General features: G+C 61.8%; 20 protein-coding genes and 1 pseudogene. 10 read left to right on the top strand and 11 right to left on the bottom strand.

The genetic code is table 11. The features are described 5' to 3' along the window. Nucleotides 1-90 (bottom strand): annotated as a pseudogene (locus CAG25_RS29190) (DUF533 domain-containing protein); the annotation flags it as partial. 259 nt (nucleotides 91-349) lie between these two features. On the opposite strand from CAG25_RS29190, the gene pcsA reads away from it, so the two are divergent. Further along, a complete protein-coding gene (gene pcsA, locus CAG25_RS27700) occupies nucleotides 350-1,072 on the top strand; it encodes a phosphatidylcholine synthase (protein WP_039767868.1) in 723 nt (240 codons plus the stop codon). A gap of 52 nt (nucleotides 1,073-1,124) precedes the next feature. On the opposite strand, the gene CAG25_RS27695 is transcribed toward pcsA, so the two are convergent. Next, nucleotides 1,125-1,937: a class I SAM-dependent methyltransferase gene (locus CAG25_RS27695; protein WP_085613547.1), complete on the bottom strand. Its 813-nt coding sequence runs from the start codon at nucleotides 1,935-1,937 to the stop codon at nucleotides 1,125-1,127. Nucleotides 1,938-1,969: 32 nt separating this feature from the next. Further along, a complete protein-coding gene (locus tag CAG25_RS27690; protein WP_064595343.1) occupies nucleotides 1,970-2,242 on the bottom strand; it encodes a DUF4242 domain-containing protein in 273 nt (90 codons plus the stop codon). 229 nt (nucleotides 2,243-2,471) lie between these two features. Here CAG25_RS27690 and CAG25_RS27685 point away from each other — a divergent pair, with 229 nt between their 5' ends. After that, the gene (locus CAG25_RS27685) at nucleotides 2,472-2,933 is read left to right on the top strand and encodes a GNAT family N-acetyltransferase (RefSeq protein WP_085613546.1); all 462 of its coding nucleotides are present in this window, start codon (nucleotides 2,472-2,474) and stop codon (nucleotides 2,931-2,933) included. A gap of 18 nt (nucleotides 2,934-2,951) precedes the next feature. Here CAG25_RS27685 and CAG25_RS27680 read toward each other — a convergent pair whose 3' ends face one another. The 3 genes from CAG25_RS27680 to CAG25_RS27670 all read right to left on the bottom strand — a co-directional run bounded on the left by CAG25_RS27680 (nucleotide 2,952) and on the right by CAG25_RS27670 (nucleotide 4,923). Continuing rightward, nucleotides 2,952-4,166 carry a cytochrome c biogenesis protein DipZ gene (locus CAG25_RS27680; RefSeq protein WP_085613545.1) on the bottom strand — a complete coding sequence of 405 codons (1,215 nt, stop codon included), beginning with the start codon at nucleotides 4,164-4,166 and terminating at the stop codon, nucleotides 2,952-2,954. 77 nt (nucleotides 4,167-4,243) lie between these two features. Then, the gene (locus tag CAG25_RS27675; RefSeq protein WP_085613544.1) at nucleotides 4,244-4,624 is read right to left on the bottom strand and encodes a hypothetical protein; all 381 of its coding nucleotides are present in this window, start codon (nucleotides 4,622-4,624) and stop codon (nucleotides 4,244-4,246) included. Between the two features lie 29 nt (nucleotides 4,625-4,653). Continuing rightward, nucleotides 4,654-4,923, bottom strand: coding sequence for a DUF2790 domain-containing protein (locus CAG25_RS27670; RefSeq protein WP_039767844.1), 270 nt, complete (start codon nucleotides 4,921-4,923; stop codon nucleotides 4,654-4,656). Between the two features lie 306 nt (nucleotides 4,924-5,229). Between CAG25_RS27670 and CAG25_RS27665 the strand changes: the two genes are divergently transcribed. Beyond that, complete coding sequence (locus CAG25_RS27665) at nucleotides 5,230-5,970, top strand: response regulator (RefSeq protein WP_007956289.1); 741 nt, start codon at nucleotides 5,230-5,232, stop codon at nucleotides 5,968-5,970. After that, nucleotides 5,967-7,274 carry an ATP-binding protein gene (locus CAG25_RS27660; protein WP_085613543.1) on the top strand — a complete coding sequence of 436 codons (1,308 nt, stop codon included), beginning with the start codon at nucleotides 5,967-5,969 and terminating at the stop codon, nucleotides 7,272-7,274. Before CAG25_RS27665 ends, CAG25_RS27660 begins: the two co-directional genes overlap by 4 nt. 141 nt (nucleotides 7,275-7,415) lie before the next feature. On the opposite strand, the gene CAG25_RS27655 is transcribed toward CAG25_RS27660, so the two are convergent. After that, nucleotides 7,416-8,165, bottom strand: a complete 750-nt coding sequence (locus tag CAG25_RS27655) for a DUF2063 domain-containing protein (protein ID WP_085613542.1) — start codon at nucleotides 8,163-8,165, stop codon at nucleotides 7,416-7,418. Further along, a complete protein-coding gene (locus tag CAG25_RS27650) occupies nucleotides 8,158-8,997 on the bottom strand; it encodes a DUF692 domain-containing protein (protein ID WP_064595331.1) in 840 nt (279 codons plus the stop codon). Before CAG25_RS27650 ends, CAG25_RS27655 begins: the two co-directional genes overlap by 8 nt. Nucleotides 8,998-10,278: 1,281 nt before the next feature. On the opposite strand from CAG25_RS27650, the gene CAG25_RS27645 reads away from it, so the two are divergent. Together CAG25_RS27645 and CAG25_RS27640 are read left to right on the top strand one after the other, a co-directional pair. Next, nucleotides 10,279-11,325, top strand: coding sequence for a class I SAM-dependent methyltransferase (locus CAG25_RS27645; protein WP_085613541.1), 1,047 nt, complete (start codon nucleotides 10,279-10,281; stop codon nucleotides 11,323-11,325). 81 nt (nucleotides 11,326-11,406) lie between these two features. Beyond that, entirely contained in the window at nucleotides 11,407-12,246 is an 840-nt protein-coding gene (locus CAG25_RS27640; RefSeq protein WP_085613540.1) for an NAD-dependent protein deacetylase, read from the top strand. Nucleotides 12,247-12,259: 13 nt separating this feature from the next. Here the strand turns inward: CAG25_RS27640 and CAG25_RS27635 are convergent, their stop codons facing one another. Then, the gene (locus tag CAG25_RS27635) at nucleotides 12,260-13,138 is read right to left on the bottom strand and encodes a LysR family transcriptional regulator (protein WP_039767829.1); all 879 of its coding nucleotides are present in this window, start codon (nucleotides 13,136-13,138) and stop codon (nucleotides 12,260-12,262) included. Between the two features lie 173 nt (nucleotides 13,139-13,311). Between CAG25_RS27635 and CAG25_RS27630 the strand changes: the two genes are divergently transcribed. Genes CAG25_RS27630 through CAG25_RS27620 form a run of 3 tightly spaced genes read left to right on the top strand, consistent with a single transcriptional unit; the run spans nucleotide 13,312 to nucleotide 15,893 of the window. Then, nucleotides 13,312-14,010: a CoA transferase subunit A gene (locus tag CAG25_RS27630; protein ID WP_007956274.1), complete on the top strand. Its 699-nt coding sequence runs from the start codon at nucleotides 13,312-13,314 to the stop codon at nucleotides 14,008-14,010. A 24-nt stretch (nucleotides 14,011-14,034) separates the two neighbouring features. After that, the gene (locus tag CAG25_RS27625) at nucleotides 14,035-14,700 is read left to right on the top strand and encodes a CoA transferase subunit B (protein WP_085613539.1); all 666 of its coding nucleotides are present in this window, start codon (nucleotides 14,035-14,037) and stop codon (nucleotides 14,698-14,700) included. A gap of 11 nt (nucleotides 14,701-14,711) precedes the next feature. Beyond that, the gene (locus CAG25_RS27620) at nucleotides 14,712-15,893 is read left to right on the top strand and encodes an acetyl-CoA C-acetyltransferase (protein WP_085613538.1); all 1,182 of its coding nucleotides are present in this window, start codon (nucleotides 14,712-14,714) and stop codon (nucleotides 15,891-15,893) included. Nucleotides 15,894-15,998: 105 nt separating this feature from the next. On the opposite strand, the gene CAG25_RS27615 is transcribed toward CAG25_RS27620, so the two are convergent. Next, nucleotides 15,999-16,601 carry an NADPH-dependent F420 reductase gene (locus CAG25_RS27615; protein WP_085613537.1) on the bottom strand — a complete coding sequence of 201 codons (603 nt, stop codon included), beginning with the start codon at nucleotides 16,599-16,601 and terminating at the stop codon, nucleotides 15,999-16,001. A 115-nt stretch (nucleotides 16,602-16,716) separates the two neighbouring features. Here CAG25_RS27615 and CAG25_RS27610 point away from each other — a divergent pair, with 115 nt between their 5' ends. Continuing rightward, nucleotides 16,717-17,610, top strand: coding sequence for a LysR family transcriptional regulator (locus CAG25_RS27610; RefSeq protein ID WP_064595319.1), 894 nt, complete (start codon nucleotides 16,717-16,719; stop codon nucleotides 17,608-17,610). Here the strand turns inward: CAG25_RS27610 and CAG25_RS27605 are convergent. Further along, nucleotides 17,607-18,926: an Nramp family divalent metal transporter gene (locus tag CAG25_RS27605; RefSeq protein ID WP_007956264.1), complete on the bottom strand. Its 1,320-nt coding sequence runs from the start codon at nucleotides 18,924-18,926 to the stop codon at nucleotides 17,607-17,609. The genes CAG25_RS27610 and CAG25_RS27605 overlap by 4 nt on opposite strands. Nucleotides 18,927-18,949: the final 23 nt, after the last annotated feature.

The following is an 18,949-nucleotide window of genomic DNA, read 5'->3' as shown; positions in this document are numbered from 1 at the left end:
ACCCGCTCCCCCGCCGGCCGACGCGCCACCTTGTTGTCCCGCCGAGGCCTGGCCTCGCAGCAGTTGTTCGAGCAGATCGCTGGTGTTCATGACGTCGTCCTCAGGCAAAGGGGTATGACTGCGTCAGGCAACGATAGCCCTCCTGATGCGATGTGCCAGCACCGTTGGGCTGACGTGGCCATGGGCGAGTGATTCTCCAGAGAAATTTTTCCCCGGCCAGCTAATCTTCAAGAATGGGTGAACCTTGACCCGGCCCGACCGGTCGATAGCTGCAACCCGACCCGGTTGGTCGCCACCCTTGCTGCCCAAGGGTTTACGCGGCTTGCTGCACTTTCTGGAGAACGCCTTCGTGATATCGACCGTCCACATCGCCAGGCTCAAGGCCTGGGGCGCCCATGGTTTCACCGCGACCGGCGTGGTCACCGCTTTTCTGGCCACCCTTGCCCTGTTGGAAAACCAGCCGATCCACTGCCTGATGTGGCTGGGCGTGGCGCTGATCGTCGACGGCCTCGACGGAGCGCTGGCGCGCAAGGTCAACGTGCAGTCGGTGCTGCCGAGTTTCGACGGATCGATCCTCGATCTGGTGATCGACTACCTGACCTACGTGTTCATCCCGGCGCTGTTCATCTATCGCTACATTCCCCTGCCCGACTACACCCTGCTGCTGACCGTGTCGCTGATTCTGGTGTCGTCGCTGTTCTGCTTCTGCAACGTCAACATGAAGAGCAAGGACAACTATTTCGTCGGTTTCCCCGCCGCCTGGAACGTGGTTGCGTTGTGTCTGTACATCATCGATCCGGGGCCGTGGCTCACCTTCCTGACGGTGATTGGCCTGGCGCTGCTGACCGTGACCCGCATGAAGTTCCTCCACCCGTTCCGGGTCCGCCGGTTCATGCCGATCAACATTGCGGTGACGGCGATCTGGTTGCTGTGCAGCCTGTCGCTGGTGCTGAACCACCCGGTGATCAACCCGCTGGTGATGGGCCTGTGGCTGCTGGCGTCGGCGTACTTTCTCGGCATCTGCATCTGGCGCACGGCGCTGGAGTGGTTTGACAGCGCGCATCTGAAATAGAAGCCCTGTCGGGATCCCTGTGGGAGCGAACCTGCTCGCTCCCACAATGGCTTCAGCGTTTGGTGATGACTACCTCCAGATACTCGCTCGGCACCACCATCGATTCCGCCCCCGCCCGGTTCAGCCCGTCGATCAGTAGCGTCAGATCCGTCTCCAGCGCCTGCCCGCTCTCCGGCGGCAACGCCGCGAACGCCTTGTGTACCGGGCCGTACCAGTGGCGAAACACATCAATGAAATGCGCCGCCGAGCGATAGCGGAAGTTGAAGTGGCGCCGAGTCATCTGCAACTGAAACTGGCGATCGTCGAAATGCGAATGCAGCCAGGCTTCCGCGCCCCAGTTCGAAGGCGGTTGCGCAACGGGTGGCGGTGGCAGGTAGCGACCGAGGGTCTTGAACATCTGGCCGACGAAGCCTTCCGGCGTCCAGTTGGCCAGGCCGATCCGTCCGCCACGGCGACAGACCCGCGCCAGCTCCTTGGCCGCTTTCGCCTGATCCGGGGCGAACATCACGCCGAAGGTCGACAGCACCGCATCGAAACTGGAATCGGCAAACGGCAGCGCTTCGGCATCGGCGACCTGAAAGGTCACCTCCAGATGCTCGGCGCGCGCCCGGTCCTGGCCGCGCTCCAGCAATGCCGCGACATAGTCGGTGGACGTCACCAGACAACCACGGCGTGCCGCCGCGAGCGTGGCATTGCCGTTGCCGGCGGCGACATCCAGCACTTCTTCATCGCAGCGCAGGTCGCAGGCTTCGGCGAGGGTTTCGCCGACGATTTGCAGCGTGGTGCCGATCACGGCGTAGTCGCCACTGGCCCAGGCGACTTTCTGGCGTTCCTTCAGGGCAGTGAGATCAATGGGGGTACTCATGAATGGGTGCTCCACGGCAGAAGGGTCAAGCGTCACTCGGCGGTCGTCGGGTCGATGATGCTCGTCACCCGGGACACGCTGTTGGCCGGAAATCCCCCTTGCCTTGCGTGTTCGCGCACCAGTTCTTCGTTGGGTGCGATGTACACGCAATAGATCTTGTCGGCAGTCACATAACTCTGCAGCCACTGCACCTCTGGCCCGAGTTCACGCAGCACGTTGCAGGACGTTTGCGATACGGCCTTGAGTTCTTGCTCCGATAGCTTTCCGGCTCCTGGAATCTCGCGTTCAATCACGAACTTCGGCATGGCAACCTCGCATTCTTTTTATGGATGGCAGAGCCGTTGGCGGCCCTGCTCGCCCACTATCGCGCGGGCGCTGTCCGGCGTCCCTGCCAATCGTCCGGAGAGCCCGTAAAACCGGGCATTGGCCGATGAATGGCGGGATTTTGTAAAGGCCCCGAAACACTGTCGGGGGGTTGCCAACGCTCCGGCTGATCGGCTCTCATGCAGGCCCTCACCGGAACGGAATTCGATCATGTCCTTGCGCCTCGAATGGCTCGCCGATCACCTGCAGCACAGCGACACTTACGCGGCGTGGATCCACCGCCAGTTTCACTACGAATATGCCGAGCAACCTTTGGCCGAATGGCAGCGCGAATTTGCCGAGGGCCAGACCAATGGCGACTGGCGTTGCCTGATTGCGCTGGACGGAGATCGACTGCTGGGCGGTGCGGCACTGGCCCGGGCGGATCTGGCCCTTCGACCGGATCTCGGACCGTGGCTGGCCTGTGTGCTGGTCAGCCCCGAATCACGCGGTCAGGGTCTGGCAGCAAGGCTGATCGAGGGAATTGCTGAGGAGGCGAAAAAACGGGGCCTGCCGCGTTTCTATCTGCACACCCAGAGCAAACAGGACTATTACGCCAAACGCGGCTGGACGGTGCTGGAGCGTTTTCACGCCTGGGGTAACGAACAATGGCTCATGGTGCGCGACCTGTGAGCCATTGAGTTTCGCGGTTTACGCAGCAGGCGCCTTGGCCTCTTTGAGCAGCTGCTGAATCATCTGCTCCTGCGCCTGATAACTGCCTTCGCCAAAGTGGGTGTAACGCACCTGCCCCTTGGCGTCGACCAGATAATGCGCCGGCCAGTACTGGTTATCGAAGTTGCGCCAGATCGCGTAGTTGTTGTCGATGGCTACCGGGTAGGTGATGCCAAGCTTCTTCACCTGATCCTTGACGTTGTCGATGATCCGCTCATAGCCGTATTCCGGGGTGTGCACACCGATCACCACCAGGCCGTCCTTGCCGTACTTCTTCTCCCACTCTTTGACGTACGGCAGGGTGTGCTGGCAGTTGATGCAGTCATACGTCCAGAAGTCCACCAGCACCACTTTGCCGCGCAGGGACTCGGCTGTCAGTTCCGGCGAGTTCAGCCATTGCACCGCACCGGACAGCGACGGCATCGCGCCTTTGCTCGCCTCGTCTTCAGTCGAGTCTGCACGGACTTTGCTGACGAAGTAGTCCACCACTTTCGGCACGTTCTCCAGCACGCTTTTCTCGACCGATGCCACGCCTTGTGACGAGGTGTTGGCCAGCAGCACGTTGTCAGCACCGGTGGCGATCACCGCCGCCGTCGCCAGCACCGCAACACCCGCGCCGCGGCGGAACCAGCCAGTGAAAGGAATCGACGGTTTCAGTCGGTTGACCAGACCGCGACCGGCGAAGATCAGCGTTCCCAGCGACAGCGCGCTGCCCGCGCCGTAGGCCAGCAGCAACAGGCTGGTTTGGGCGTTGGCGCCTTGCAGCATGGCACCGGTGAGGATCACGCCGAGGATCGGACCGGCGCACGGCGCCCACAGCAGACCGGTGGCGACACCGATCATGATCGACGCCATGGGCCCGGTCTTTTTCCGGGCGTCGGGGTCGAGGCGATTGCCCAGCAGCACAAAGGGCCGCGCCAGCCAGTCACCGATGCGCGCGGAAATCAGCGACAGCGCAAACAGCACCATTACCGCCAGCGCAATGTGGCGACCGGTGTTGCTGGCCTGGATCACCCACTCGCTGCTGACCACCGCCAGACTGGAGATCAGGGCGAAGGTCAGGGCCATGCCGCCGAGAGTCAGCAGGATCGAAGAACGGGTGCGGTCGGCTCCGGCGAACAGAAACGGCACCACCGGCAAAATGCACGGGCTGAGGACAGTCAACAGACCGCCCAGGAACGCGATGAGAAACATGAGGTTCACCTTTTGAATGAGGGGTGGTCTGTCGACTGGATCGGGGGCTGACCGTTACGGGCAGCCCCCTTCAATCCTCAAGCCGTCTGGTTTTCCAGCCATTGGCTTTGCGGCGTGCGGCTGGCACCGTTCTCGGCCAGCGTCTGGCCTTGCGGCGTACGGCTGGAGCCGTCGGCGGCCAGTGTCTGGCCCTGTGGCGTGCGGCTGGAACCGTCGGCGGCCAGTGTCTGGCCCTGTGGCGTGCGGCTGGAACCGTCGGCGGCCAGTGTCTGGCCCTGTGGCGTGCGGCTGGCGCCGTCGGCGGCGATCAAACCTTCGCTGCCCGGCTTGGCCACCGGAGCCAGTTGGAAGCAGGTGCTGCTGCCACAGCTGTTCTGTTCGACGGCAGCGTTGGCGTGGGCCGCGACACCGGCGAGGGAGAAGGCAACAGCGGTCAGATAGCGCGATACGTTGTTCATGGCGATGTTCCTTTTATAGAGGTGGGTAATCAGTTGTCTTCGTTGCAGCCGTCGGCGAATTTGCGGTAGTCGAGTACCTGGGTCTTGCCGGCCGAGTCGAGGTAGGTCAGGCGGGCGTCGACGATGCCGCAAGTCATCGAGTTGTCCTGTTTCAGCGACACCACTTTCTGGATGTCCAGGTGGCTGCCGTAGGAGTAGGTTTGCGGAGTGACATCGGCTTCGGCGCGGGCCGACAGGGTGCAGATGTTCAGAGCGGCAAACAGGCAAGCGGCAGCGATCGATTTGGTCTTGGCGTTCATGGCGTTTTCCTCGGGGCTTCAATGGTTGAATCGTTGAGTGGGCCGAGGCGTTCTGTGCTTGCCTCGATGGAGCTCATTTAAAGCTCGCGAGGTATCGCGCATGTGTCGGCAAATGCCGTGTATAAATCGCTACGTATCCGCGCGCGCCCGGGATACACAGCGATACAAAACCCTGTAAAAATCCGCTTTTTGCGTCGGCGTGTATCCGTCACAGCGCTGGATACACTGCAATACAAAGGCAGGCAGGCGGCCTCGCGCAGGCTCGATAGACTGCCCGGCAATCCCCTTTGATTGAGGTTTGGCCCCATGGAACATGTCGATCACATCCTGATCGTCGACGACGACCGCGAGATTCGCGAACTGGTCGGCAATTACCTGAAGAAAAACGGCCTGCGCACCACGGTGGTTGCCGATGGCCGGCAGATGCGCAGTTTTCTGGAAGCCAACACCGTCGACCTGATCGTGCTCGACATCATGATGCCCGGCGACGATGGCCTGCTGCTGTGCCGCGAGTTGCGCTCGGGCAAACACAGGGCCACGCCGATCCTGATGCTCACCGCACGCAATGATGAAACCGACCGCATCCTCGGCCTGGAAATGGGCGCCGACGACTACCTGACCAAACCCTTCGCCGCCCGCGAGCTGCTGGCGCGGATCAATGCCGTGCTGCGGCGTACACGGATGCTGCCGCCGAACCTGGTGGTGACGGAAAGCGGCCGGCTGCTGGCGTTCGGTCGTTGGCAGCTCGACACATCGGCTCGGCATCTGCTGGACAAGGACGGCACCATGGTCGCGCTCAGTGGCGCGGAGTACCGTTTGTTGCGCGTGTTCCTCGACCATCCGCAACGGGTGTTGAGCCGCGATCAATTGCTGAATCTGACCCAGGGCCGCGACGCCGATCTGTTCGACCGCTCCATCGATCTGCTGGTCAGCCGTCTGCGCCAGCGCCTGCTGGATGACGCCCGCGAACCGGCCTACATCAAGACCGTGCGCAGCGAAGGCTATGTGTTTTCGCTGCCGGTCGAAGTCCTCGGAGCCCCCGCATGAATCTCGCCCTGCACTGGCCGCGCACCCTCGCCTCACGGTTGTCGCTGATTTTCCTGATCGGGCTGATCCTCGCTCAGGCGCTGTCGTTCGGCGCGCAGTATTACGAGCGCTACGAAAGCGCGAAAAACACCATGCTCGGCAACCTCGAAACCGACGTTTCGACCTCGATTGCCATCCTCGACCGCCTGCCCGCCGAAGAACGCCCGATGTGGCTCAAACGCCTGGCTCGCAAGAATTATGGCTATCTGCTGAGCGAGGGCGAACCGGGCACACCGCTGGACCCGCAGGACGTGCCGATTGCCGTCACCTCGATTACCGATGCAATTGGCGAGGCCTATCCGCTGACGTTCACCGATATTCCCGGCCCGAAAAAACACTTTCAGGGCCACCTGCGCCTGAGCGACGGCAGCCCGGTGACCATCGATGTGCGCCCGTCAATGGTGCCGCTGTCGCCATGGCTGCCGGTGGTATTGCTCGGGCAACTGGCGCTGATGCTCGCCTGCACCTGGCTGGCGGTGCGCATCGCCATCCGCCCCCTCACCCGCCTCGCCAACGCCGTGGAAACCCTCGACCCCAACGCCCACCCGATCAACCTCGACGAAAAAGGCCCGAACGAAGTGGCCTACGCCGCCCGCGCCTTCAACTCGATGCAGGCGCGCATCGCCGCGTACCTGAAAGAGCGCATGCAACTGCTCGCGGCAATCTCCCACGACCTGCAAACCCCGATCACCCGCATGAAACTGCGGGCGGAGTTCATGGACGATTCGGCCGAGAAAGACAAACTGTGGAACGACCTCGGCGAGATGGAACATCTGGTGCGCGAAGGCGTGGCCTATGCCCGCAGCATCCACGGCTCGACCGAGGAAAGCCGACGCACCAATCTGGATTCGTTCCTCGACAGCCTGGTGTTCGACTATCAGGACATGGGCAAGGAAGTGCAATTGAGCGGCAAGAGTGAGGCGGTCATCGACACCCGCCCTCACGCCTTGCGCCGGGTGCTGGTCAACCTGACCGACAACGCGCTGAAGTTTGCCGGCGCTGCCGAGCTGCTGATTCAACGCGACAGGAACGGCCTCTCGATCAAGGTCATGGATCGCGGCCCGGGGATCGCCGAAGAAGAGCTGGCCCAGGTGATGGAGCCGTTCTACCGCGTGGAAAACTCACGCAACCGCAGCACCGGCGGCACCGGGCTGGGGCTGGCGATCGCCCAGCAACTGGCGCTGGCGCTGGGCGGTTCGCTGACCCTGAGCAATCGCGAAGGTGGCGGGTTGTGTGCTGAGCTGAAATTGCCGCTACACACCTGAAGCAAACATAAATCCATGTGGGAGCGGGCTTGCCGGCGAAGAGGCCAGTAGAGTCGATATATTCATCGACTGAACAAGCGCCTTCGTCGGATCGCCGCCCGGACCAAGCCCGCTCCCACAGGATTTGCGGTGTTTGCGAAATCAGATAACACCTAACACACCGTCCTCATGCATCTGCCGCAACAACGCCAAACCACTGTCCATGAACGATGCCGTTACCGGCAAACCCGCCTCCATCGCCAGCCCTTCCAGTTGTTCACGACCGTTCAGCGCGGGGAACTCGCCAATGCGCTGCAACAACCGCCAGGCCAACGGGCTCAGCTCGGAAAACTTCACACTGAAATCTACCGCACGCCTTACCAGCAACAACGTTGGCTGGGCCGGTGGTGTAGACGGTTGATGGTCAGGGCTGAGGATTTGCACCGGCCAGGTGTACGCCAACGGCCAGGCCAACGCCGAAACCTGCAGTGGCCACTCCAGCAACTTCGCCGGATCACTCGCAGGCAAGGGCTCGGCGTCGGACTGCTGCAACACCATTTCCACCCACTCGTAATGCGCCAGCTCCACCAGGAACGCCGGCCAGTCACCCTCGCTCAACACGGCCGGTTCCGAGGCGAGGTAACCGACAAACTCCTCGGCGATCTCGCCGAATTTCGGCGTCTGCGCCCGGTAGTCCCGCAGGAAGCCACGAATCAATGTGCGCCAGCGTTCCTGGCCGATGATCCGGATCAGCACAGGAAACGTGCTGCCCAGCAGTTGCGAGACGTTGTTGAACACCAGATCGCGATAGACATTGACCCGCGCCGCGTTCATGTCGGCGGGCGGCATTTCATGCTCTGGATCGCGCAGGTAGCGGGTCAACGCCTGTTGTTGCCGCAGAAGATTATCCACGCGGGCCTCCTTCGATTTGCAGACGGCGAATGGTTTGCAGCTCGGCCACCAGTTCAGAGAACGCGGGGAAATTGAAATCCCGCTCCAGCAAGGTCGGCTGCGCGCCGAATCGGGCATAAGCGTCGGCCAGCAATGACCAGACCACCGGTTTGACCGAGGCGCCATGGGTGTCGATCTTCAGCGTGTCGGACTCGTCAAAGTGCCCAGCCACGTGCATCCCGACCACCCGGCCCGGCTCGATGGCGGCCAGGAACGTCTGCGGATCGAAACCGTGGTTGATCGAGTTGACGTAGACGTTGTTGACGTCCAGCAGCAGATCGCAATCGGCCTCGCGCAACACGGCGTTGGTGAAGGTCACTTCGTCCATGTCCTGCCGGGGCGCGGCGTAGTAGGAAACGTTTTCCACCGCCAGGCGCCGGCCTAGAATGTCCTGGGCCTGACGGATCCGTGCGGCGACGTGGTGCACCGCCTCTTCGGTGAACGGCAACGGCAGCAGGTCATAGAGATGACCGTCGTCGCTGCAATAGCTCAGGTGTTCGCTATACAGCGGCACTTTGTGATGATCGAGAAAGGTCCGCACTTCCCGGAGAAAATCGACGTCCAGCGGCGCCGAACCACCGAGCGACAACGATAACCCGTGACAGGACAACGGATAGCGCTCGGCCAGTTCGCGCAGCGCGGCGCCATGGGCACCGCCGACGCCGATCCAGTTTTCCGGCGCCACTTCGAGAAAGTCGAAATCGCCGGTGCGCGCGGCTTGCAGGTCTTTCATCAAGCCGCGACGCAAGCCGAGCCCGACGCTGGCCTGCAAGGTGGGGTGGGGAATCTGCATGGGCAAGATCTCTGCTGAGGAGTCGCCGGGCGTGGCGACTGACAGGCTCAGTTAAACCGCAGGGTGTATCGCGGCTGTGTGGGCAATGCGCGGGAAGTGGCGGGTTTTGTATCGGCGGTGGGCCTGTACACAGTGGGATACAGACTCGCTGCCTTCTTCGTGAACAGCGAGTTCATCGGTTTAAACTAACTCAAAAACTGTACATACAACCCTGTATATCCAGAGCTTACGGATGACACCTACAGATGCCGGCGAAATGCCCTACCTTCGCACGAGAACAAGCTGATTGAATTATCATTTTTGACAGATTAATGAAGCAAAAAAAAAACCCGAATCAGCCGAAACTGACACGGGCTTTCCCCCACATCAACGACAGTTACTTTAGGTCGTCAAAGTGGTCTCGCAGGAACTCGTAAAAGCGAAACGCTTTCAACAATCTCCATACGAGGCTCAACGTACGCAACAAAAGCTTCATACGTTTTGGCCTCCAAGGTTGGGGGCCAAACCTCCAGCGCACTTACCGGATCACGCGTACCTTCGGAAGAACACGCCAGTACTTCCGGTGAGGCGGCCGGTTGAAATCCCTCCAAATCATCATTCCGGCACGGATGCAAAACCGTGTCAGAGGGCGTGAAACCGTTAGGCCACCAGCCAAACCCTACCGCTGCACCAGGGTGTGAGCGCGGGCATATTAACCCAGAATCGCAGGTGGTAAGTCTCGGCCCAGTGATTCTTAAATGAAAGAAGCGCGCATTTTGTAAACCGTTATTTCTGTCAGCACTGCCCTCCTATATCAGGTGCTGAAAACACGTTCCAGGATCTCAAATACACCCACTCATTGTGGGTAAAAATTACGTTGCAAGGATAGGAAAAGCTCAATAACATGACTTCTACGCCAGTGCTTCCGGTGAGACGCACTAAGCCTCAGCCGCAATCTGAGGCTTGCTAAAAAACCGCCCCGCAAGGCGGTTTTTTTTCGCCCATCATTTGCTCCAGGCGGACATGGGCCGGCGCTTTGTCTTTGCCTCTTAGCGGAATCAAATTCGGGAGCCCACGCTAAGGTGGAAGAGTGCACCGTCGCGATACACAACGATTCACAGCCTCAAAATCCACGCAGACCGCTCCCGCCGCCGCCAACAGCGGCTAGACTCAATCAGTACCCAGTCGAGGGGGACGCAGGACAGCAGTGTCGCCCTGCCCGTTTCCACGACCACCGCCCGGTGGTGAATGCCTCGACCCCCAACGCCACCGGACTGTGATCCTGTCAATGGAGCACATGAAATGGACGAGGCCAGACTCAACGAATTCATGGGCAAACTGGTCAACGACATGGGCGGCGCGGCGATGCTGGCCAATGTCATTGTCGGCGAAGAACTCGGCCTCTATCGGGCAATGGCCGACAGTCAGCCGATCAGCCCTGAATCCCTCGCTGCAAAAACCACCTGCAACCCGCGATTGGTGCGCGAATGGCTGAGCGCCCACGCGGCGTCCGGCTACATGGAACACCACGACGGCAAATTCCGTCTGCCGGAAGAACAGGCGCTGGCCCTGGCCAAGGAAGACTCGCCGGTGTACGTGGCCGGCGGGCTTGGCGTGGTGGCGTCGTTTTTCCATGACAAGGACAAACTGGTCAAAGCCATGCGCGGCAACGGCGCCCTGCCCTGGGGCGATCACCATCCGTGCATGTTCACCGGCACCGAGCGCTTCTTCCGCCCCGGCTACAAGGGGCATTTGATCGCCGAGTGGCTGCCGGCGCTGGACGGCGTGGTGGCCAAACTCGAAGCAGGCGCCAAGGTCGCCGACATCGGCTGCGGTCACGGTGCGTCCACGGTGATCATGGCCCAGGCCTATCCGAACTCGCGATTCGTCGGCTACGACTATCACGCGCCTTCGATCACCGTCGCCACCCAACGAGCCGAAGAAGGCGGCGTCAGCAGTCGCGCGCGGTTCTTCCAGGGCACGGCGAAAAGCTACCCCGGCGATGACTATGACCTGATCTGCTATTTCGACTGCCTGCACGACATGGGCGATCCGGTCGGTGCCGCCAAACACGCCTATGAATCCCTGAAAGAAGACGGCACGGTGCTGCTGGTCGAGCCGTTCGCCAACGACACCCTGGACGAAAACATCACGCCGGTCGGGCGCTTGTTCTACGCGGCGTCAACGTTCATCTGCACGCCAAATTCGCTGTCCCAGGAAGTGGGTCTCGGCCTCGGTGCCCAGGCGGGCGAGTTGCGTCTGCGTAAAGTGTTTACCGAAGCCGGCTTCAAACACTTCCGGCGGGCGACGCAGACGCCGTTCAACCTGATTCTGGAGGCGCGCAAGTAACCTCGGGCAGCGGACGCCTCTGAAGAGAGGCGTCCGTCGGTGCTAACCTGCAAGGCACTTACAGCCTGCGGAGCGCTGATCATGCTCGACCGTCCCCTCCCCGACCCGCTCGACTATCTGCAACAGGTCATGGCCGATGGCGACTTCATTGTGCTGACCGGCGCCGGCATCAGCACGCCGTCAGGCATCCCGGACTACCGCGACACCGACGGTGTGCGCCGGGGCCGGCAGCCGATGATGTACCAGGAATTCCTCGCCGCCCCGGAATCGCGCCGGCGCTATTGGGCCCGGGCGATGCTCGGCTGGCCACGGGTGCGCCAGGCGCGACCGAACGCTGCCCATGAGGCGCTGGCCAGTCTGCAAAGCCACGGCCGGATCGGAGGCCTGATTACCCAGAATGTCGACACCCTGCACGATCAGGCCGGCAGCCACGATGTCATCGAACTGCACGGCAGCCTGCACCGGGTGTTGTGCCTGGATTGCGGTCAGCGCAGCGAGCGGGATTCGATTCAGCAATTGATGGAAACGCAGAACCCGTATCTGGCGGGCGTCGATGCCGTGCAGGCACCGGACGGCGACACCCTGCTCGACCCGGCTTTCGAGGCGCGCTTCCAAGTGCCGCATTGCCCGCACTGCGCAGGCGAGCGGATGAAACCGGACGTAGTGTTTTTTGGTGAGAACGTGGCACAGCCAACAGCGGCACGGGCCATGGCGCTGGCGGAAAATGCCGCCGGGATGCTGGTGGTCGGTTCGTCGCTGATGGCGTATTCGGCGTTTCGCCTGTGCCGGGTGATCGCCGATCGAGGCAAGCCGCTGATTGCGATCAACCTGGGGAAGACGCGGGCGGATGAGTTGCTGGATTTGAAGATTGAAGCGTCGTGCGAACAGTTGCTGCCGCTACTGACAGAACGTCTGACTTAGCGACCTCCCAAAGTCAGTGTTCAGCCTTGAGAATGTCAAAAAGCGCCTGTGCCGCCGCCGACAGTTCATTCCCCGGATCCGTCAGCACGCCAATCGCCCGCTCCACCACCGGCTCGTGCAAGGTCAGGCAATGCGCGCCCAACTCGCGCATCTGCCCGGCACACAAGGCTGGCACCGCACTCACGCCCAACCCGCTCGCCACCATCCGCCCGACCGTCGCCAGTTGATGGCTTTCAAATTCCACCGGCAGTTTCATGCCCCGGGCCTGCAAGTGTTCTTCCAGCATCACACGCACCGTGGACGGTCGTTGCAGGGTGATGAACGGCTCCTGCAGCAAGGTCTGCCAATCAATGTCACTGCGATCAGCCAGCGGCGAATCCTGCGGCACCACGGCGACGAAACGATCCCGGTAAAGCGGCGTGAACGTCAGCGAGGTGTTCTGCATCGGCTCGAAGGCCACGCCGAGTTCGACCTGGCGGTCACGGACCATTTCCAGCACTTGCTCGTTGATCACGTCGTTGACCGTGACGTTGACGTTCGGATAACGCGCGCGGAAGGTCTTGAGAATCGGCGGCAGCAGGTTGCCGGCAAACGACGGCATCGCCGCCAGCGTCACCCGCCCGCGCTGCAGGCTGAAGCGCTGGCGCATTTCGTCTTCGGCGTTGTCCCAATCGGCGATCAGGCGCCGGGCCAGCGGCAGCAGCGATTCGCCTTCCGGGGTCAGCGCCACGTTGCGCGTGTTGCGACTGAACAGGCGCCCGCCCAGGCCTTCTTCCAGCGCCTTGATGGTCAGGCTCAGCGCCGATTGCGACAGGTGCAGGCGCTCGCAGGCCACGGCGAAGCTCAGGCTCTGGGCCACGGCGAGAAAGGCGCGGATCTGCTTGATGGTCATGGTTGTGTTACTCGACGGACTAAGCTGAACATCCGTCCGCCGACCAAGGCGGACATTTAATGAGCTTTATCAATCAATCAACCTTAAAAATCAACTTAACAAATATATCCTCCAGCGCGACACTCCAGTCACTCGGCTAGCCAGCCGCCCGACAAACAATAAAAGAGGTGCATATGGCAGGTTTCGACAAGCGCGTGTATTCCTACGAGGAAGCCATGGCAGGTCTTGAAGACGGCATGACCGTGATCGCCGGCGGCTTCGGCCTGTGCGGCATTCCGGAAAACCTGATCGCCGAGATCAAGCGCAAGGGCACCCGCGACCTCACCGTCGTCTCCAACAACTGCGGCGTTGATGGCTTCGGCCTCGGCGTGCTGCTGACCGACCGCCAGATCAGCAAGGTGGTCGCCTCCTACGTCGGCGAAAACAAACTGTTCGAAGAGCAACTGCTCAAAGGCGACATCGAAGTCGTCCTGACCCCGCAAGGCACCCTCGCCGAGAAAATGCGCGCCGGCGGCGCCGGCATTCCGGCGTTCTTCACCGCCACTGGCGTCGGCACCCCGGTCGCCGAAGGCAAGGAAGTGCGTGAATTCCACGGTCGCAAGTACCTGATGGAAGAATCCATCACCGGCGACTTCGCCATCGTCAAAGGCTGGAAGGCCGACCACTTCGGTAACGTCATCTATCGCCACACCGCGCAGAACTTCAACCCGCTGGCCGCCACCGCCGGCAAGATCACCGTGGTCGAAGTCGAAGAAATCGTCGAACCCGGCGAACTGGATCCGGCACACATCCACACCCCCGGCATCTACGTCGACCGGGTCATTTGCGGCACGTTCGAAAAACGCATCGAACAACGCACCATCCGCAAATAATCCAGGCTGACGGAGAACAAGAACATGGCACTTTCCCGCGAACAAATGGCTCAACGCGTCGCCCGCGAAATGCAGGACGGCTACTACGTGAACCTCGGCATCGGCATCCCGACCCTGGTCGCCAACTACATCCCCGAAGGCATGGAAGTCATGCTGCAATCGGAAAACGGCCTGCTCGGCATGGGCCCTTTCCCGACTGAAGACACCATCGACGCCGACATGATCAACGCCGGCAAACAAACCGTGACCGCACGGATCGGCGCTTCGATCTTCAACTCGGCCGAGTCCTTCGCGATGATCCGCGGCGGTCACGTCGACCTGACCGTGCTCGGCGCGTTCGAAGTGGACGTGCAAGGCAACATCGCCTCGTGGATGATCCCCGGCAAGCTGGTCAAGGGCATGGGCGGCGCGATGGACCTGGTGGCCGGCGCCGACAACATCATCGTCATCATGACCCACGCGTCCAAGGACGGTGAGTCCAAGTTGCTGAGCCAGTGCAGCCTGCCGCTGACCGGCGCCGGTTGCATCAAGCGCGTGCTGACCGACCTGGCCTACCTGGAAATCGAAAATGGCGCTTTTGTCCTCAAGGAACGCGCACCTGGCGTCAGCGTCGAGGAAATCGTCGCCAAAACCGCTGGTAAGCTGATCGTCCCGGATCACGTACCAGAAATGCAGTTCGCTGCCGAGTGAGGAATTCGAAAATGCAAGACGTCGTCATTGTTGCCGCCACGCGTACCGCGATCGGCAGTTTCCAGGGTTCGCTGGCCACTGTCTCCGCCGTGGATCTGGGCGCATCGGTCATCCGCCGGTTGCTTGAGCAGACCGGTCTGGACGGTGCTCAGGTCGATGAAGTGATCATGGGCCAGGTGCTGACCGCCGGCGCCGGCCAGAACCCGGCGCGCCAGTCGGCGATCAAGGCCGGCCTGCCACACGCCGTGCCGGCCATGACCCTGAACAAGGTGTGCGGCTCGGGCCTCAAGGCCCTGCACCTTGGCGCCCAGGCGATCCGTTGCGGCGACGCAGACGTAATCATCGCCGGGGGCCAGGAAAACATGAGTCTGGCCAATTATGTGATGCCGGGCGCACGCACCGGTCTGCGCATGGGTCACGCGCAAATCGTCGACACCATGATCAGCGACGGCCTGTGGGATGCGTTCAACGATTACCACATGGGCATCACCGCCGAGAACCTGGTCGAGAAATACGAGATCAGCCGCGAACAGCAAGACGCCTTCGCCGCTGCGTCGCAACAGAAAGCCGCCGCAGCCATCGAGGCCGGTCGTTTTGTCGATGAAATCACCCCGATCCTGATCCCGCAGCGCAAAGGCGATCCGGTGGCGTTCAAGGTCGACGAGCAACCACGCGGCGACACCACCGCCGAATCCCTGGCCAAACTGCGTCCGGCCTTCAAGAAGGACGGCAGCGTCACCGCCGGCAACGCTTCTTCGCTGAACGACGGCGCGGCTGCGGTCATTCTGATGAGCGCCGAAAAAGCCAAGGCCCTGGGCCTGCCGGTCCTGGCGAAAATCGCCGCCTACGCCAACGCCGGCGTCGACCCGGCGATCATGGGCATCGGCCCGGTTTCCGCCACTCGCCGCTGCCTGGACAAGGCCGGCTGGAGCATTGGCCAGCTCGACCTGATCGAAGCCAACGAAGCCTTCGCCGCACAGTCCCTGGCGGTGGCCAAGGATCTGCAATGGGATCTGGACAAGGTCAACGTCAACGGCGGCGCCATCGCCCTCGGTCACCCGATCGGTGCGTCGGGCTGCCGTGTGCTGGTGACGTTGCTGCACGAAATGATCAAGCGTGATGCGAAAAAGGGTCTCGCGACCCTGTGCATCGGCGGCGGCCAAGGCGTGGCCCTGGCGCTGGAACGCGCGTAAGCGCAAAGAGGTTCAACAGCGGGCAGTGGATCCACGACATCCATGGCCCGTTGGCAACAAACCCGGTACGACTCACGTCGCACCGGGTATTTTTTTGCCCGGCCGTCAGCCAAATTTCACCAGATTCAGCACCGGCAACGGCCCGCCCGGGAACTGCACCAGTCGTGCACCCACGCTCAACTCACCCAGATCGATACCGAAGAAGCCGAGCTGATCGATCAGCGCACCCACTTCAGCCTTGGCCTGCGCATCATCCCCGGACAGGAACAACACACGCTTGCCGCCCTCCGACGCCGGATCCGCTTCCAGCAAACGCGCCAGCAAATGGTTGAACGCCTTGACCACCCGCGCGCCCGGCACCCACTCGGCGAACACTTCGCTGGAAGGTCGACCCTGCAAGTCCACCGGTTTGAACGATGGCGCTTCAATCGAGTTGTTGGCGTCGATGACGATCCGCCCGCCGAAGTCCGGCAGCCCGGCCAGTGCCGTCGGCAGTTTCGACCAGTTCACCGCGACCAGCACGATGTCCTGGGCCGCCGCTTCTTCACGGGTAACGGCACGGGCAGTCGGGCCGAGTTCTGCGACCAGTTCAGCCAGGGTCTCCGGCCCGCGACTGTTGGCGATGACCAACGGGATGCCCTGACGCGACAAGGCTTTGGCAAACGCTGAACCGATGGCGCCAGCGCCGATGATTCCGATAGTGCTCATGGTGTTCTCCTCAAAGTGGGGTAAGACTCGAAACGAATCTTGCGCTTGCCATTCCCACTTGATTAGCCGGTAATGCCTTGAATGATCTTCAAGTATCACTATCAGGTCGAAATCCATGGAAACCCTCGCCAATCTCGAATCCTTCGTTCGCAGCGCCGAGACCGGCAGCTTCTCCGCAGCCGCTCGGTTACTGGCGCTGACTCCGGCGGCGGTCAGTCGCAACGTGGCGATCCTTGAGCGCAACCTCGGCGTGCGGCTGTTTCAGCGCTCGACCCGCAAGCTGTCGCTGACTGAGGCCGGTGAAGGTTTTCTGGCGAGCATCGGCGGCAACCTCGACGCCTTGCAGGCAGCGATTGCGACGGTGGCGACCGAGCGCGGCGAGCCGGCGGGTGTGCTCAAGATCAGCCTGCCGCCGACATTCGGCATCGATCACATGCTGCCGCTGCTGCCAGAGTTTCTGGCGCGTTATCCGCTGATTCGCCCGGAATGGCACTTCGAAAATCGTCAGGTGGATCTGATCGCCGAGGGTTATGACGTGGCGATTGGTGGCGGCTTCGAACTGACGCCCGGCGTGGTCGCCCGGCCATTGTCGTCCGCCGAAGTGCTGGCGGTGGCGTCGCCGGCGTATCTGGCGGGCCGTACACTGCCGCGACATCCAGCCGATCTCGCCGATCACCACGGCATCGTCATGCGCGGCCTGCGCACCGGGCGCCTGCGCCAATGGCAGATGCACAACGAAGCCGGCGAACAGGCCAGCGCCCTGCTCAACCCGAACATCGTGCTGAATGATCCGATGGCCATGCGCAAGGCTGCGCTGCTGGGCTTGGGCGTGACGATGCTGGTGCTGCCGGATGTCAGCGCGCAGATCGAACGCGGTGAACTGGTGCGGCTGTTGCCCGACTGGCAATGCGATGCCGGCGCGATTTCGCTGTACTACCCGAGCCGTACCTTGCTGCCGGCCAAGACCCGGGTGTTCATTGATTTTGTGGTCGAAGCGTTTGGCCGCTAGGCCGCTAGCTGCAGAATCAGCCACGCATTCGCGCCGCTGATCACCACAAACAATCCCCACGCGAGAACCTTGGTTGGCAACCGATTCACAAACGGCCCCATCAGTTGTTTGTCGTTGGTCATGCGAATCAACGGATACAGCGCAAACGGCAATTGCAGGCTCAGCACCACTTGGCTCAACACCAGCAACTTGCCCACCGCGCCGTCGCCCATCAGCCACACGCCAATGAACGCCGGGATCAGCGCCAGCCCACGGGTGATCAGACGTCGCTGCCAGCAAGGGATCCGCAGGTTCAGATAACCTTCCATGATCACTTGCCCGGCGATGGTGCCGGTGAAGGTCGAACTCTGCCCCGAAGCCAGCAGCGCCACGCCGAACAGCACACTGGCCAACGCGCCGCCCACCAGCGGATCGAGCAAGTGATAGGCGTCCTGGATGTCGACCACGTCGGTGTGTCCGGACTGATGAAAGGCGGCCGCCGCGAGAATCAGGATCGCCGCGTTGACCAACAACGCCAGCGCCAGCGAACCGATGGTGTCGATACGCGCCAGTTTTACCGCGTCCTGCTTGCTGGCCAGATCCTTGCCGATCAGCCGTGTCTGCACGATCGAGGTGTGCAGGTACAGGTTGTGCGGCATCACCGTGGCGCCAAGGATGCCGATGGCCAAGTACAACGGCGCGGCATCGCTGATCGCCGACAGTGAGGGTTTGAAGCCTTGGGCGACGTCCGGCCAGTACGGTTTGATCAACAGCAATTCAACGAAGAAACACGCGCCGATAGTGCCCACCAGCACCAGCATGATCGCTTCCAGCCGGCGGAAACCGCGGTTTTGCAGGGCCAACACCAGCAACGTATCGAATGCGGTCAGGGCGATGCCGAACGTCAGCGAACAGCCGAGCAACAGGTGAAATGCCAGCGCACAGCCGAGTACTTCCGCAAGGTCAGTGGCGATGATCGAGATTTCCGCCAGCACCCATTGCAGCCGCGCCGTCGGAGTGCTGTAGCGTTCGCGGGAAAGCTGCGCCAGATCGCGCCCGGTGGCGATGCCCAGCCGCGAGCACAGGCATTGCACGACCATGCCCGCCAGACTCGCCAGCAACACCACGAACAGCAAGCTGTAACCGAAACGCGAACCGGCCTCGATGGCGGTGGCCCAGTTGCCCGGATCCATGTAGCCGATCGACACCAGCAAACCGGGGCCGGCAAAGCGCAGCACGCGTTTGAAGAACGAGGCGTTGGGATCGACCGGGACACTTCCGGCCACTTCCGGCGGGCAGAACGGCGCCGTGGCGATTTTGGGCAAGCTGAACTTCACAAACACATCCAGAAACAAGTCGA

It is taken from the genome of Pseudomonas sp. B16(2017) (assembly GCF_002113205.1).
Classification (GTDB): domain Bacteria; phylum Pseudomonadota; class Gammaproteobacteria; order Pseudomonadales; family Pseudomonadaceae; genus Aquipseudomonas; species Aquipseudomonas pharyngis.
Note: the sequence above shows the minus strand (reverse complement) of the source record. Positions and strands in the feature narration are given on the sequence as shown.

What these genes read in the sequence shown, in the direction of transcription:
- CAG25_RS27695 (WP_085613547.1), bottom strand. Translation starts at nt 1,937, where the DNA reads ATGAGTACCCCCATTGATCTCACTGCCCTGAAGGAACGCCAGAAAGTC.
- CAG25_RS27690 (WP_064595343.1), bottom strand. Translation starts at nt 2,242, where the DNA reads ATGCCGAAGTTCGTGATTGAACGCGAGATTCCAGGAGCCGGAAAGCTA.
- CAG25_RS27685 (WP_085613546.1), top strand. Translation starts at nt 2,472, where the DNA reads ATGTCCTTGCGCCTCGAATGGCTCGCCGATCACCTGCAGCACAGCGAC.
- CAG25_RS27680 (WP_085613545.1), bottom strand. Translation starts at nt 4,166, where the DNA reads ATGTTTCTCATCGCGTTCCTGGGCGGTCTGTTGACTGTCCTCAGCCCG.
- CAG25_RS27675 (WP_085613544.1), bottom strand. Translation starts at nt 4,624, where the DNA reads ATGAACAACGTATCGCGCTATCTGACCGCTGTTGCCTTCTCCCTCGCC.
- CAG25_RS27670 (WP_039767844.1), bottom strand. Translation starts at nt 4,923, where the DNA reads ATGAACGCCAAGACCAAATCGATCGCTGCCGCTTGCCTGTTTGCCGCT.
- CAG25_RS27665 (WP_007956289.1), top strand. Translation starts at nt 5,230, where the DNA reads ATGGAACATGTCGATCACATCCTGATCGTCGACGACGACCGCGAGATT.
- CAG25_RS27660 (WP_085613543.1), top strand. Translation starts at nt 5,967, where the DNA reads ATGAATCTCGCCCTGCACTGGCCGCGCACCCTCGCCTCACGGTTGTCG.
- CAG25_RS27650 (WP_064595331.1), bottom strand. Translation starts at nt 8,997, where the DNA reads ATGCAGATTCCCCACCCCACCTTGCAGGCCAGCGTCGGGCTCGGCTTG.
- CAG25_RS27645 (WP_085613541.1), top strand. Translation starts at nt 10,279, where the DNA reads ATGGACGAGGCCAGACTCAACGAATTCATGGGCAAACTGGTCAACGAC.
- CAG25_RS27640 (WP_085613540.1), top strand. Translation starts at nt 11,407, where the DNA reads ATGCTCGACCGTCCCCTCCCCGACCCGCTCGACTATCTGCAACAGGTC.
- CAG25_RS27635 (WP_039767829.1), bottom strand. Translation starts at nt 13,138, where the DNA reads ATGACCATCAAGCAGATCCGCGCCTTTCTCGCCGTGGCCCAGAGCCTG.
- CAG25_RS27630 (WP_007956274.1), top strand. Translation starts at nt 13,312, where the DNA reads ATGGCAGGTTTCGACAAGCGCGTGTATTCCTACGAGGAAGCCATGGCA.
- CAG25_RS27625 (WP_085613539.1), top strand. Translation starts at nt 14,035, where the DNA reads ATGGCACTTTCCCGCGAACAAATGGCTCAACGCGTCGCCCGCGAAATG.
- CAG25_RS27620 (WP_085613538.1), top strand. Translation starts at nt 14,712, where the DNA reads ATGCAAGACGTCGTCATTGTTGCCGCCACGCGTACCGCGATCGGCAGT.
- CAG25_RS27615 (WP_085613537.1), bottom strand. Translation starts at nt 16,601, where the DNA reads ATGAGCACTATCGGAATCATCGGCGCTGGCGCCATCGGTTCAGCGTTT.
- CAG25_RS27610 (WP_064595319.1), top strand. Translation starts at nt 16,717, where the DNA reads ATGGAAACCCTCGCCAATCTCGAATCCTTCGTTCGCAGCGCCGAGACC.